Annotated in this window: 12 protein-coding genes and 2 other annotated features (1 of these 14 cut by a window edge); of the genes, 11 read left to right on the plus strand and 1 reads right to left on the minus strand. The window is 30.2% G+C overall.

What is annotated here, in order from left to right; translation table 11 throughout:
• Positions 1-99: a binding site (T-box leader), on the minus strand; it reaches 92 nt to the left of the window's first position.
• Between the two features lie 14 nt (positions 100-113).
• A complete protein-coding gene (pepF, locus tag HF295_RS00660; protein WP_312031915.1) occupies positions 114-1,877 on the minus strand; it encodes an oligoendopeptidase F in 1,764 nt (587 codons plus the stop codon).
• 117 nt (positions 1,878-1,994) lie between these two features.
• Here pepF and spx point away from each other — a divergent pair, with 117 nt between their 5' ends.
• From spx to HF295_RS00715, 11 genes are all read left to right on the plus strand, one after another.
• Positions 1,995-2,447: a transcriptional regulator Spx gene (gene spx / locus HF295_RS00665; protein ID WP_312031916.1), complete on the plus strand. Its 453-nt coding sequence runs from the start codon at positions 1,995-1,997 to the stop codon at positions 2,445-2,447.
• A 156-nt stretch (positions 2,448-2,603) separates the two neighbouring features.
• Complete coding sequence (gene gap, locus HF295_RS00670; protein ID WP_312031917.1) at positions 2,604-3,605, plus strand: type I glyceraldehyde-3-phosphate dehydrogenase; 1,002 nt, start codon at positions 2,604-2,606, stop codon at positions 3,603-3,605.
• A gap of 47 nt (positions 3,606-3,652) precedes the next feature.
• Positions 3,653-4,282: a TVP38/TMEM64 family protein gene (locus HF295_RS00675; RefSeq protein WP_312031918.1), complete on the plus strand. Its 630-nt coding sequence runs from the start codon at positions 3,653-3,655 to the stop codon at positions 4,280-4,282.
• Between the two features lie 56 nt (positions 4,283-4,338).
• A complete protein-coding gene (locus HF295_RS00680) occupies positions 4,339-5,613 on the plus strand; it encodes an aminopeptidase P family protein (RefSeq protein WP_312031919.1) in 1,275 nt (424 codons plus the stop codon).
• A gap of 1 nt (position 5,614) precedes the next feature.
• Complete coding sequence (gene recD2 / locus HF295_RS00685; protein ID WP_312031920.1) at positions 5,615-7,846, plus strand: SF1B family DNA helicase RecD2; 2,232 nt, start codon at positions 5,615-5,617, stop codon at positions 7,844-7,846.
• Between the two features lie 34 nt (positions 7,847-7,880).
• Positions 7,881-8,070, plus strand: a binding site (T-box leader).
• Positions 8,071-8,106: 36 nt separating this feature from the next.
• A complete protein-coding gene (gene alaS / locus HF295_RS00690) occupies positions 8,107-10,740 on the plus strand; it encodes an alanine--tRNA ligase (protein ID WP_312031921.1) in 2,634 nt (877 codons plus the stop codon).
• Positions 10,737-11,153, plus strand: a complete 417-nt coding sequence (ruvX, locus tag HF295_RS00695) for a Holliday junction resolvase RuvX (protein ID WP_312031922.1) — start codon at positions 10,737-10,739, stop codon at positions 11,151-11,153. The genes alaS and ruvX overlap by 4 nt, the downstream gene beginning before the upstream one ends.
• Before the next feature lie 7 nt (positions 11,154-11,160).
• The gene (locus HF295_RS00700) at positions 11,161-11,439 is read left to right on the plus strand and encodes a DUF1292 domain-containing protein (protein ID WP_312031923.1); all 279 of its coding nucleotides are present in this window, start codon (positions 11,161-11,163) and stop codon (positions 11,437-11,439) included.
• A gap of 3 nt (positions 11,440-11,442) precedes the next feature.
• On the plus strand, positions 11,443-12,063 hold the full coding sequence (locus tag HF295_RS00705; protein ID WP_312031924.1) for an O-methyltransferase: 621 nt from the start codon (positions 11,443-11,445) through the stop codon (positions 12,061-12,063).
• Positions 12,064-12,072: 9 nt separating this feature from the next.
• Entirely contained in the window at positions 12,073-12,957 is an 885-nt protein-coding gene (locus tag HF295_RS00710) for a peptidase U32 family protein (RefSeq protein WP_312031925.1), read from the plus strand.
• The gene (locus HF295_RS00715; protein WP_312031926.1) at positions 12,947-14,134 is read left to right on the plus strand and encodes a peptidase U32 family protein; all 1,188 of its coding nucleotides are present in this window, start codon (positions 12,947-12,949) and stop codon (positions 14,132-14,134) included. The genes HF295_RS00710 and HF295_RS00715 overlap by 11 nt, the downstream gene beginning before the upstream one ends.
• The last annotated feature ends 43 nt before the right edge of the window (positions 14,135-14,177 follow it).

A 14,177-nucleotide genomic window follows, 5' to 3' on the forward strand; every position in this document is an offset into this window, starting at 1 on the left:
CTCCATGGTCCATTCATTATATTTTAATCAAGATTTACACCAACCATCTTGTCTCTAAGAAAATAATATATAATTACTATTCCATATCATTGATTTAATTTATTATATCAAACTTATGATTTTAATACAACTTCTAATTCATCTACTAATTCTTCTAAACGATTAACAACTGCTTTAAATGAATCTTCTTTAGTCAAGTCAACTCCAGCTTCTAAAGCTTGTTTTACAGGGTAATCTGAGCCACCTGATTTAAGCAAGCCAATATATTTTTCGAAAGCATCTTTTTCTTTATTCTTAACATTTTCATAAATTTTAAGTGAAGCAGCAAAGCTAGTTGCATATTGGTATACATAGAATGGTGTATAGAATAAATGAGGGATATATGCCCACACAAATTCTTTAACTGATTCTTCTTTAATATCAATATCATAAAATTCTTGGTACAAATCAATCATTATTTGTGATAACTTATCTGCAGTTATTGGTTGATCAGTTTCAATTAACTTATGAGCTTCTAATTCATAGATTGCAAAAAGTGTTTGTCGGTAGAAAGTTCCCATAATATCATCAATGGCTCTTTGTAATAAAGCGATTTTTTCATTCTTAGAAGCTTTAGACTCTTTGATAATATAATCAAGTAGATTATGTTCATTGAAAGTAGAAGCGATTTCTGCAACAAATATAGTATAGTTTTGAAGACTCGTTGGTTGAGATTCAGCAGCATACATTGAATGCATTGAATGTCCTGCCTCATGGGCTACAGTAAAGACATTTGAAAGTGTTTTATCATAATTTAATAAGATAAAAGGATGCATGTTTGGCATTGAAGAAGAATAAGCTCCTGTACGTTTACCTGGTTGTTCCAAAACATCAACAAAGCCATCTCTTAATACTTCATGGGCTTTATCTTGGAAATCTTGTGGAAAATCTTTAATAGAGTTAAAGAATAAAGTTTTAGCTTCTTCAAATTCATACTCTTTATCAGACTTAGCAAGTTCTAAGAAACGATCATATGTATGGTGCTTCTCAAGTTTTAAATATTCTTTTCTAAGTTTTAAATATTTCTTTACGGCTTTTGTGTTTTCACGAGCTACTTTTGTTAAAGTGAGATAAACATCAGTAGGAATGTTATTGTTGAACAAATAACTTTCTAGTGAAGAAGCATATTTTCTGTTTTTCATTCTTGCATAATCAGCATCTAAAACAGTTTTATAGATGTTTGCATATGTATTTTTATGGGCTGCATAATAATCAAAAACAGATTCAAAAATATCTTTTCTTTCTTCTGGAGAATTAGATTTTTGAATATAAGCACGATAATTACTGTTGGTGATGGTAACCATATCACCATTGTCCAACATAATGTCAGTGCCTTCAATATCAGCAACTGTTAATGAACTATATAAGCTTTTACCTGCTGAAGCTAATTGTGAGTAATTAGCAATCAAAGCTTCGGATTGATCATCTAAAATATGTTCTTGTCTTCTAAAAAGTTTTTCCATGGCAAATCGATATTCATGTAATTCATTATTGTCTTCAATAAATTTCATTACTTTTTCTTGGCCAATAGAAATTAGTTCTGGTTCTTCAAAAGAAACAGCTTGTTGGAGCTTAGCAAAGGCTAATTGTACTTTTTGCAAGCGAGCAGCTTTTTCAGAGTCTTTTTTATTTAGGTCACTTGATAATGAAGCGAATTGATATACTCTTAAACCAGTCTCTTCGAATTGTTTTTGTAAATCAAAATAAGCTTTAAAATCTTTTTCGTTTCCTAATTTACCTTTAAAAGAAGCAAGTTTATCAATAATAGACACTGTTTCTTCAAAAGCTTTTTCAAAATCTTGATCATTTTTAAAGTGATAAGTTAAATCCCATTTCATGTGAATACCTCCTGTTATTTTCTTATTTCATTATATCATAATTAATGTGTTTTTAAGAAAATAAATCTTTAAAGTTATTCATTTTATGGTATAATAATATGGAAGTGAGGTGTTTATATGATAACTTTATACACAAGTTCAAGTTGTTCATCATGCCGAAAAGCTAAAAAGTGGTTAGATAACAATAAAATTCCTTATAAAGAAAAGAATATTATTGGTATTAAACTCACTAGAAACGATATTATAAACATGCTTAAATATTCAGAAAATGGTTTTGAAGATATTATTTCTACACGATCAAAAGTGTTTAAAGAAAGTGATATTGAACCAGATAATATGAAGTTTTCTGAATTAGCTAATTTTATCATCGATAACCCAACCATTCTTAAAAGACCAATCATTATTAATGACCAAATTATGCAAACAGGTTACAATAAAGATGAAATAAGAGCTTTTATACCGAGTGAACTAAGAAATTTTTCCGTATGCACTGAGGATTGTCCTGAGTGCGAATACAAAGATTGTGTTGATAAGGCCTTAGCTAGAGCAAGAGACAACAACGAATCATAATTGATAAAGACCTGCTAAGGTCTTTTTCTTTTTAACAAAAAAGAACAATATCACTGATTAATTCAATGAAAACGTTTTTATCTCGGCTATCTTAATTGAAATAAATGTCTATATACGTTAAAATATAGATGTAATTTAATTAAAGGAGGACATATTATGTCAGTAAAAGTAGCAATTAATGGTTTTGGAAGAATCGGTAGATTAGCTTTCAGAATTATGTTTGGTAACAAAGATTTCGACATCGTCGCTATCAATGATTTAACAGATGCAAGACAATTAGCTTATTTATTAAAATATGATAGTTCACAAGGACGTTATAACAAAGAAGTATCATACGAAGGTAACGAATTAATTGTTGAAGGAAAAAGAATCACTATTTTTTCTCAAAGAGATCCTGAACAATTACCTTGGAAAGAAAAGAATGTTGATGTTGTTTTAGAATGTACTGGATTCTTTACTTCAGAAGAAGGCGCTAATAAACACATTAAAGCAGGTGCTAAAAAAGTATTGATTTCTGCACCAGCAAAAGGAAAAATTCCTACAATTGTTTATGGTGTTAATGACAATGTTTTAACTGGTGAAGAAAAAATAGTTTCTGCAGCTTCTTGTACAACAAACTGTTTAGCACCAATCGCCCAAATTTTGAATGATAAATTTGGAATCGTTAAAGGATTTATGACAACAGTACATGCTTATACAAATGACCAAGCAACTTTAGATATACCTCATCCAAAAGGAATCGAAGCTAGAAGAGGTAGAGCTGCAGCTGCTAATATTGTTCCTACATCTACAGGTGCTGCAAAAGCAGTTGGACTTGTATTGCCAGAATTAAATGGTAAATTGGATGGTATGGCTTTACGTGTTCCTGTAATTACGGGTTCTGTTGTTGATTTAGTTGTTGAATTAGAAAAATCAGTAACTGAAGAAGATGTTAATAAGGCTGTTAAAGATGCACAATCTGATACAGTGGGTTATACTGAAGATCCAATTGTATCTTCAGATGTAATTGGGATTTCATATGGAACATTATTCGATGCTTTATCAACTAAAGTTATGGAAGTCGATGGAAAACAAATGGTTAAGGTCATTACTTGGTATGACAATGAATATTCATTTACTTCCCAAATGATTCGTACTTTGAAGAAATTAGCTCAATAACTTATATTTAAAAAGCATCTACGGATGCTTTTTTCTTTTGGAGGATTATGGAACTATTTTATAGATTATTAGATGAACTAAGAATACTTGTACAAAATAACTTTTGGTTAACACCATTAATTGGTGTTTTTTTGCCATTCATCGAAGCTATACTTCCCACCATCCCTCTAGCCATTATTATTTCATTTAACTTATCTGTTTTAGGTTCTGCTTTTGGTACAGTTCAAGGAACAATATTAACTATTTTCTTATCAACTTTAGGATCTTTTCTAGGTATGTTTTTAATATATTTATTAATAAAAGCTACCTTTGCTGAATATTTTGTGAAAAAAGTAAGAAAATATAAGTATGGCAATACCTTCATTGATGCTATTCAAGGCCGAAGTACCTTTTTTATTTTAACTTTATTATCCAATCCTTTCTTACCTTCATCTATCCTTAATTATGGTTTATCTCTTGCTAATATAAAAATAAAAAAATATTTGATTTTAACAATAATTTCAAGGTTTATAATCATTATTTTTATGGTATTTTTGGGTTCTGTATTTTCAATCCAGAAAAACCCACTAAATGTCTTATGGATGATGCTTGCGTATTTTTTTGTTTTAGGTATATGGATATTATATTTAAGGTCAAGGAAAAATAAAAAAGGTTCTTTTTTTGAAGATAAAGACTAGTTTAATCATTGTTCATTATTAGCCACTTATGATATAATAAACTTTGAGGTGAGAATATGAATAACAAAGAATTTATTAAAAGAAGAAAAACTTTAATTGAACAAATGGATGACCAAAGTTTTGCCTTGTTATCATCAGGACAAGCAAAGCATAAGTCTTTAGATCAACATTTTAAATATTTTCCTGAAAGAAACTTTTTTTATTTAACAGGATTGAAAAGAGAAAAATTTATTTTGCTTTTAGTAAAAAACAAAAAAGCGATGCTAGATTTTATTTTCATTGAAGAAGCAAGTGACTATGCGACAAAATGGTTAGGAAGCCGTTTGAGTAAAGAAGAGGTAAGTCAAATAACTGGAATTGATACACAAAGAATTTTTTATTTGAATGAATTTGATAATTTTATTTCAAACCGTTTGCTTGTGGATTCTAGACAACTCTTATTGGATCGTCTACCTTCAGTTATGTATCTAGACATGTTTAGGGCAGCTTCTTTAGAAAAACCTGTTTCTTTCGATACATTTTTTAAAATCGTCGAGAATTACCCAGAATTAACAGTTAAAAATATCAATAGTATGATTGCTGAATTGCGAAGATTTAAATCAAATGATGAGGTAGCTGATATAAGAAAGGCAATTGCACATACAAAAAAAGGAATTTATAGTATTTTTGATTATGCAAAAGCTGGTGTTAATGAAAGAGAATTAGAGGCAACTTTTGAATATAATATTAAATTATCAGGATCTACTGGTGTTTCTTTTGACACCATCGTAGCAAATGGTAAAAATGCAACAGTATTACATTATGTAGATAATGATCAAGAAATATTGGATGGCAATCTTGTACTTTTAGATTTAGGTGCTTATCATAATGAATATGCTGCAGATATAAGTAGGACCTTTCCTGTAAATGGTAAGTTTACCCAAAGGCAAGCAGAGCTTTATCAAATGGTTTTAGATGTTAATAAAGAGACCATTAAAAGGGTAAAACCTGGTATTTATGTCAGTGAATTAAATGAATTTGCTAAAAATGCCTTAGCTGAAGGTATGATTAAGTTAGGTTTAATTAAAGAAAAATCTGAGGTCAGCAAGTATTATTATCACAATGTTAGTCACTATTTAGGATTGGATGTTCATGATGTTGGTACATATTCTAAAAAAATCGAAGCTGGTGTAGTCTTAACTGTAGAACCTGGCATCTATATAGAAGAAGAAAAGATAGGTATCCGTATCGAGGACGATATATTAGTGACAGAAGATGGATATGAAAATTTAAGCAAGGATATTATTAAAGAAATTAAAGATATAGAAGATTATTTTAACAAGAAGGAATAATATGACATATGTCGAAGGCACTATAAAAAGATATCTTTTTTATAGTGAAGAAAATTCATACTCGGTGATTAAGGTAGAAATACAAGATACCAATAATCCTGAATTGATTCGTTATGAACCCACAATTGTTGTTTGTGGGTTTTTTCCTAAGTTAGACTTACATGCTTCCTATAAATTTATGGGCGAAATAGCTTATCATAAAACATATGGCTTACAGTTTAATGCAAAGACATTCGAAAGATATATTGATGAAACATACGATGGCATTATTGACTATTTATCTAGTGATATATTTCCAGGTGTCGGTGTGAAAACAGCTGAAAGAATCGTGGATACATTGGGGATGAATTGCTTAGATTTAATTGCTGAAGATAAAGACCAATTAAAGAAAGTTGATAAACTAAATAAAAAATTACATAAAATAATTTTTGACGGAATTGTTGGACATCGTGAAATGGAAAACACCTTAGTTTGGCTATATGGCTTTTCTATATCACCTAATATGGCAATGAAAATTTACAATAAATATGGCCTTGAAACTAAACAAATAATTAAAGAAAATCCTTATGTTTTAATGGAAGAAGTAGAGGGCATTGGATTTAAAAGAGCAGATGAGATTGGCTTGAAAGTTGGCTTTGCTTATGATAGTGATGTTAGAATTTCAGCTGTTATATATTATTTGCTTAACGAATATATGAATAAGTTTGGCGACACTTATCTTTTAGAAGAAGAGTTAATTAAGTATACTTTACAGTTTTTGAATAACCACGAAGACTTTGAAGTTGATGAACAAAAAGTCATTAAGCAATTATTCTTGTTGATTGAATCTCATAAATTAATTAAGGAAGAAGATAGAATTTTTCTTAGATACCTTTATTATGCTGAGAAAAGTATTGCTAAAATGATGTTGAAATTTAACATCAATAGTGACGTCAATTTATCGGTTGATGACCACCTACAAGCTTTTAAGTCAATAAATCATATTAATTATACTCAGGCTCAAAGAAAAGCCATTCATTTGGCATTGACTAATCATGTGAGCATTATTACAGGTGGGCCTGGAACAGGTAAAACAACCGTTATTAAGGGTCTTATCCATGTTTACCGAATGATGCGTAATCAAGCCTTAGATGACGAAGATTTAAAATTGGCTGCACCTACAGGTAAAGCTGCTAAAAGATTGTCTGAATCGACAGATTTACCAGCTTCAACCATACATAAGTTATTAGGTTATGATTTCAATGGAGAGTTTAAGTATGATGAGTTTTCTCCTTTAGAAGCGAAGTTAGTTATTATTGATGAAGCTTCAATGATTGATTGTATATTAATGAAAAAATTATTGAGTGCTATAAAAGTAGGTACTATCCTTGTCTTTGTAGGTGATGCTAATCAGTTGCCTTCAGTAGGACCCGGAGATGTATTAAATGATTTAATTAAGTCTGATTTATTTCCAGTTCAAGAACTAAATATAATTCATAGACAAGCCAATGATTCTAACATCATTTCCTTAGCCTATGATGTTCTTGAAAAACAAATTGATGAGTCAATTAGAGATAATAAGGATGATCGGTTATTTTTTAATGCCAAAGATGAATATATTTCTTCTACACTCCTAAAACTGATTGATCGATTGATACAAAAGAATTATTCTTTACTAGAAGACATTCAAGTCTTGGTGCCGATGTATAAAGGTATCAATGGCATTGATAGATTAAACGATTTAATACAAGAAACCTTTAATGGAGACAATAAAAATCTATCTTTGTCTTTTGGTGATAAGAAATTTTACTTTCAAGATAAAGTTATGCAATTGGTTAACCAACCAGATAAGAATGTGATGAATGGCGACCAAGGTTTTGTTGTTGCTATTGATGATGAACGAGAAATGGTGGTTGATTTTTCTGGTCAATTGGTTAAATATAATCGTAAAGAACTCGATCAATTAACCTTAGCTTATGTAACATCAATTCATAAGTCCCAAGGCTCTGAATATAAAGTTGTTATTATGCCATTGACTTTATCCTATTCCATTATGTTAAGAAAGAAGTTGCTTTATACAGCTATTACTAGAGCCAAAGAAATACTAATCATGGTTGGTAATTTTGAAGCTTTTAAAAGAGGTGTTTTAGGTAAAGATAGAAAGAGAAGAACTATGCTTAAAAACTTTCTTACAGATGAACTTAATCAAAGTCCAAGCAATCAAGTGAAAATTGAAGATTTTCTAAATGAATAAGTTTGCAAATTAAGTAGATGTATTGTATAATATTTTTAAATCAATGATGAAGATAAGTAGTAAATAATTGCATAAAACAAGAGAGTCTAGGATGGTGGGAACTAGACATGCATATTTATGAAGCTCCTTCTGAGAGGTGTTAATCACACACGTGACTCGCGTTAAGAGTTTTGAGTGCTAGGTAACTAGAATAAAGGTGGTACCGCGATTGAATCGTCCTTGGTTTATAGGGACGATTTTCTTATTTGGAGAGGTGAATAATGAAAAGATTAAAAGGACATGAAATTAGAGAAATATGGTTAAATTTTTTTAAGGATAAAAACCATAAAATAGAAGAAAGTGCATCATTAATACCTAATAATGATCCTACTTTATTATGGATGAATTCTGGTGTAGCAGCTATGAAAGCTTATTTTGATGGCAGAATAGTACCTAAAAATCCAAGAATGGTCAATGTTCAAAAATGTATTCGTACTAATGATATTGAAAATGTTGGGAATACAGCTAGACACCATACTTTTTTTGAAATGATGGGTAATTTTTCTATTGGTGATTATTTTAGAGATGAAGCCATTGAATATGCTTATGAAATTTTGACAAGTCCTAAATATTTTGATTTTCCTTTAGAAAAGTTATATTTTACTTATTATCCAACAGATATTGATACTTATAACAAGTGGCTTGAGATTGGTATTGAAGCAGATCATTTAATTAGTTCTGAGAATAATTTTTGGGAAATAGGAACCGGTCCTTGTGGACCATGTACAGAAATATTTTTTGATAGAGGCCCTGAATTTGGCGATTTTACAACTGAAAGTATTAAAAAAGATATAGAGAATGACCGTTATGTGGAGTTATGGAACATAGTATTATCTCAATATAATGCTAAAGAAAATCTTACACGAGAAGAATATCCTGAATTACCAAATAAAAATATTGATACGGGTGCAGGTTTAGAAAGATTTGCTTCTGTTTTCCAAAATGCTAAAACTAATTTCGAAACAGATTTATTTTTGCCTATCATTGAAAAATTTGCTGATATATCAGGGATTGAGTATAAGGGTCAAAAATCCTTTAAAATTATTGCAGACCATATTAGAACCATTACAATGGCTTTAAATGATGGGGCAATGATTTCGAATGAAGGTAGAGGCTATGTTATCAGACGTTTACTTAGAAGGGCTGTAAAACATGGCAAACAAAACGGTATAACGAGGCCATTCTTATCAGAATTAGTGACTGTTGTGATTGATTTGATGAAACCTTCATATCCCGATTTACTAGATAGACAAGATATGATTAAAAAAATTATACATAGTGAAGAAATAAAGTTTTTAGAAACTTTGCAATCTGGTGAAGAAAAGCTTAAAGACATGATTAATCAAACACAAAGTCATATGATTAAGGGAGAAGATGCATTTATTCTTTATGATACTTATGGTTTTCCATTAGAGTTAACCGAAGAATACGCTGAAGAATTAGGTTATAAGGTTGATGTTAAAGCTTTTGAAGTTGAAATGAGTAAACAAAAAGAACGTGCAAGAAGTGCTAGAACTGAGACTTCCTCTCTTGCGTCACAAAATCAAGATTATTTAAATTTCACTGATGAGTCTATTTTTGTTGGTTATGAAAAACTTAGCCAATTGGCTAAAATAATCAAAGTTTTTCCTGAAGGAATTGTATTAGATAAAACACCATTTTATGCAACTTCAGGTGGACAGCTAGCGGATAAAGGTATTATATACAATGACGACATTACTTTACATGTAATCGATGTAAATAAATTGCCTAACGGTCAATTCATTCATATGATAAAAGAAGATATTAATCAATCATTAGAAGGGAAAGAGATGACTGCTAAGGTTGATCAAGTCAATAGAGAGTTCACTGAATATCATCATTCAGCAACCCACTTATTGTTTAAAGTTTTAAGGGATAGGTTGGGAAGTCATGTGAGTCAACAAGGGTCACAAGTTTCTAGCGAAAGTTTAAGATTTGACTTCAATCATTATGAATCTATTGATGATTCACTCATATTAGAAATTGAAAAAGATGTCAATGATATGATTCAAGATTCTTACAAAACTTCAACAAGTATTCTCTCAATCGATCAAGCAAAAGAAAAAGGAGCAATCGCTGAGTTTGGAGAAAAATATTCAGATAAAGTTAGAACAGTTGATTTAAAATACACCCTTGACTTGTGTGGTGGAACACATGTTAAAGATATCAGTGATATTGGTAGGTTTGCAATTAAATCTTTATATTCTATCGGTTCAGGTATTTACCGTATTGAAGCTTTGGTCAATGATAGGGTTGATAATCTAGTAGATGAGTTAAAAGGTTTAAATGAAGATATAGAAAATGTTAAACGTAAGGCACATAGAATTATTGATGAGGCTAAAGAAGAGGGAATTGTATTATCAATTGATTTTAGTGATAACTACAAAGCGAAAGGTTCTTATCAAGATGTGATACATCAAAGGGACCTATTAAAAATATATCAAAATCAAGTGAAAAATCTTGAAAAAGAATATCAAAGAATTAAAGAAGAAAAAGCCATGCAGAGTTTATCAGATTTTACTAAAGATACATATGGTCAAAAGATTATTTCAATTGTAAATGATGTGAACGGTGGAGTATTAAAACAAGTGGCAGATGACTTAATCGACACGTTAGACAAGGGATTCGTATTTTTAGCAAGTATTTATAATGAAAAGGTTATATTTGTTGCTAAAAGCAATGACCCTAATATTGATGCAGGAAGAATAGTAAAAGAAGCTGCAATCATATGTCAAGGTAATGGTGGCGGTCGAAAAGACTTTGCTCAAGCCGGTGGAAAAGATACTGAAAGAGTTCAAGAGGCTATAGACAAGGTAAAGGACTTAGTCTTATGAAAATATTAGGATTAGATTTAGGTTCAAAGACTCTAGGCATAGCTTCATCAGATTTAAGTCAAACTGTAGCAAGCATGGTAAAAACAATTACTTTTCCTGAAAATCAATTTAAAAGAGCAATTAATGAGTTAAAATCATTGATAGATTTCTCAGTCTATGAGAAAATAGTTTTAGGACTACCAAAGAACATGGATGGAAGCCTTGGTAAACAAGCTGAGGACACCCTTGTATTTAAAAAAATGTTGGAAAATCACTTTCATTTGGAAGTTGTTATGTGGGATGAGAGATTAACATCAAAGATGGCAAATTCTATGATGATTACAGCGGATTTAAGTCGAAAGAAAAGAAAGCAAAAAGTCGATTATGTGGCAGCGACTATTATATTACAAAGCTATTTAGATAGCAGAAAGTGAGGAAATTATGACAGATATACATGATGATACTTTAGTATTAACCGATGAACTTGGAAATGAAATTACAGCGAAAATCATATTAACTTTTGAATCTGAAGAATTTAATAAATCTTATGTGGTTTATCAATTAGATGATGAAGATGAAGAAGAATACCATGCAGCTAGTTTCAATCCTGAAGATGGCGATGAAGGTACATTAGGTCAAATCGAAACCGATGAAGAATGGGATTTGATTGAAGAAGTATTAGAAAGCTTCTTAGAAGAAGACGAAGAAGAACAAGAATAATCAATGATTAACGCTTATTTAAAATCATTAAATCAACCATTGGTACATCCAATGGTTGACCTTATGAAAAAGCAAGCTTTAAATGATCATGTTCCCATCATTACAGATGAAGGTATTCGTTTTCTCATTCAATTATTAAAAATTAAAAATGCAAAAAAAGTGCTTGAGATAGGAACTGCTATAGGCTATAGTTCTATTCTTATGGCACTTTTTACCCATGTGGATATTACGACAATTGAAAGAGATGAAAAACTTTTTAAAATAGCAGAAGAAAATATTAATAAAGCAAATTTACAAAAAAAGATTAAAGTAATTTTGGCTGATGCCCATGATGTAAGTATAAATGATCAGGATTATGATTTGCTTTTTATTGATGCTGCGAAAGCTTCGTATATTGATTTTTTTGAAAAGTTTTCAAAAAATGTATCGACTGGTGGTGTCATCGTTACAGATAACCTTTTGTTTAGAGGTTTGGTTGCTAGTCCACAGGGTATTGAAAGTAAAAATCGATTACAATTAGTTAAGAAGATTAATAAGTTTAACGAATATATTATTAAGCAAGAAGATTATGATACTTATATTTATCCAATTGGTGATGGTATGAGCATATCTATTAAGAAATAGGTGATTTTTTTGAAATTAGTTGTTAGGATAAAAAATCAAGAAGAAATTAGACATTTGACTGAAATTGGTGCAGATGTTTTTTTGCTTGATACTGATAATTTCACAACTAAAGCTATTTTTGCACTTGGCATAAATGAAATGAAGTCAATAGTTCAGTACATAAAATCTCTCAATAAGGAAGTTTATGTTTTAATCAATAAAATGATTCATGAACCTGATATTTTAAGACTTAAGTCTTATTTGTCTTATTTGAAGGAACTTGAAGTGGATGCTATTGTTATCAATGATTTTTCAGTGTATGTCATAGCCAAAGAAATTGAATTGGATCATTTGATTATATATCAACCAGGTACTATGAATACCAATAGTTTTGATGTGACTTATTTAAAAAATAGAATTAAGGGTATGACTCTCTCAAAGGAGATTACCCTTGATGAAATTCAGGTAATGATAGAATCAAGTAAGGACATTGAATTTTCTATTATTGGACATGGTTATATTGATATGTTCTATTCCAAAAGAAAATTAATTACTCATTATTTAACTCACAAGGATTTATCGGGTCCTTTAGTCAAAGGTAATCAAGGTTTTGTTCTTGAAGAAAAAACTAGAGAAAATATGTTCTATCCTATATATGAAGATGAAATAGGAACACATATTTTTAGGGATAAAAAGCTGGAATCTTTTAAAGAAATTCAAATGATTAAAGATAAAATAAGCGATTTTTTTATTGAAAGAATTTTTATGGATGATCAGGAATACTATCATGCTGTTAAAGCTTATTTAAATCAAGAATCTGTTGAGAGTTTCTTAAAGCAATATGGGGCTTCATACAATAAAGGTTTTTATTACACCCCTACTGAAAAAAGAAAGGGTGAAATTCATGAAAACTGAGTTGTTGGCACCGGCAGGAGATTTACAAAAAGCAAAAATAGCCTTATTATATGGCGCTGATGCTGTATATATAGGAGGCAAACAATTTTCATTAAGAGCTAGAGCTTCTAATTTTGATGTATCTATGATAAAAGAATTGGTCGATTATGCTCATCAAATAGAAAAAAAAGTTTATGTTACCATGAATATGGTATTTCACGATGAAGATGTAGAGGGGTTAGATCAGTATTTAAAAGCACTAGATCAAATAGGAGTAGATGCTATCATTTGTTCAAATATGATTGTTATTGAAAAGGCAAAAGAGTTAACTAATTTAGAAATTCATTTATCAACTCAGTTTTCATTAACAAACTCATCTTTAGCAAACTATTTTTTCCAAGAAGGTGTACAAAGGGTTGTTTTATCAAGAGAAGCATCTTTAGAAGAAATAAAGGAAATTCAAAATAAATCTAAAGCTGAGTTGGAAGTCTTTATTCATGGTGGTATGTGTGTATCATATTCTGGAAGATGTACATTATCAAATTATACAGTACTAAGAGATGCCAATCGCGGAGGATGTGCTCATACTTGTAGGTGGTTGTATAACTTGTACGATCATGGCAGATTGATATCTGAGGATTTTGATTACCAAATGTCTTCAAAAGATTTAGAAGCAACAAATTATATTAAAGACTTATTAGATATAGGTGTAGCATCCTTAAAGGTTGAAGGTAGGATGAAATCAATTCACTATATAGCCACAGTTATAAATGCTTATCGCATGTTGATAGATGACTACCATAAGTCTTGTTTAAGACCTATAGAACAATATCAATTAGAAATTCAAAAAGCAGAAAATAGACTGACTTCGTACGGCTTTTTTGAAGGAGAAACAAGCACAGAACAGCAATTATATAATGCTAGAAGTGAAATACCTACTAAAGAGTTTGTAGCTTTAGTTAAAGAATATAATGAGGATAAGAAAGAACTGATTATTCAACAAAGGAATTATTTTGAACCAGGTGATAGTCTTGAAATATTAATGCCTGATAAAACAATTATTCAATTAAAAGTAAGAGAAATTTTTGATGAAGATAATCTAAAATTGGATGCAGCTAGACATCCATTACAAACCATCAAATTAAGATGTCTTATTCGTGTTAAAAAGAATAGTATGGTCAGAAAAATTTTAGTTTAGTTAACAAATATATTTGTGATATAATAAATAAGTAAAGGGGATT

Source organism: Hujiaoplasma nucleasis (assembly GCF_013745115.1).
Lineage (GTDB): Bacteria > Bacillota_I > Bacilli_A > Izemoplasmatales > Hujiaoplasmataceae > Hujiaoplasma > Hujiaoplasma nucleasis.

Bases quoted from the DNA above. Each gene is read 5' to 3' on its own strand.
- pepF (WP_312031915.1), bottom strand. From the start codon at position 1,877: ATGAAATGGGATTTAACTTATCACTTTAAAAATGATCAAGATTTTGAA.
- spx (WP_312031916.1), top strand. From the start codon at position 1,995: ATGATAACTTTATACACAAGTTCAAGTTGTTCATCATGCCGAAAAGCT.
- gap (WP_312031917.1), top strand. From the start codon at position 2,604: ATGTCAGTAAAAGTAGCAATTAATGGTTTTGGAAGAATCGGTAGATTA.
- HF295_RS00675 (WP_312031918.1), top strand. From the start codon at position 3,653: ATGGAACTATTTTATAGATTATTAGATGAACTAAGAATACTTGTACAA.
- HF295_RS00680 (WP_312031919.1), top strand. From the start codon at position 4,339: ATGAATAACAAAGAATTTATTAAAAGAAGAAAAACTTTAATTGAACAA.
- recD2 (WP_312031920.1), top strand. From the start codon at position 5,615: ATGACATATGTCGAAGGCACTATAAAAAGATATCTTTTTTATAGTGAA.
- alaS (WP_312031921.1), top strand. From the start codon at position 8,107: ATGAAAAGATTAAAAGGACATGAAATTAGAGAAATATGGTTAAATTTT.
- ruvX (WP_312031922.1), top strand. From the start codon at position 10,737: ATGAAAATATTAGGATTAGATTTAGGTTCAAAGACTCTAGGCATAGCT.
- HF295_RS00700 (WP_312031923.1), top strand. From the start codon at position 11,161: ATGACAGATATACATGATGATACTTTAGTATTAACCGATGAACTTGGA.
- HF295_RS00705 (WP_312031924.1), top strand. From the start codon at position 11,443: ATGATTAACGCTTATTTAAAATCATTAAATCAACCATTGGTACATCCA.
- HF295_RS00715 (WP_312031926.1), top strand. From the start codon at position 12,947: ATGAAAACTGAGTTGTTGGCACCGGCAGGAGATTTACAAAAAGCAAAA.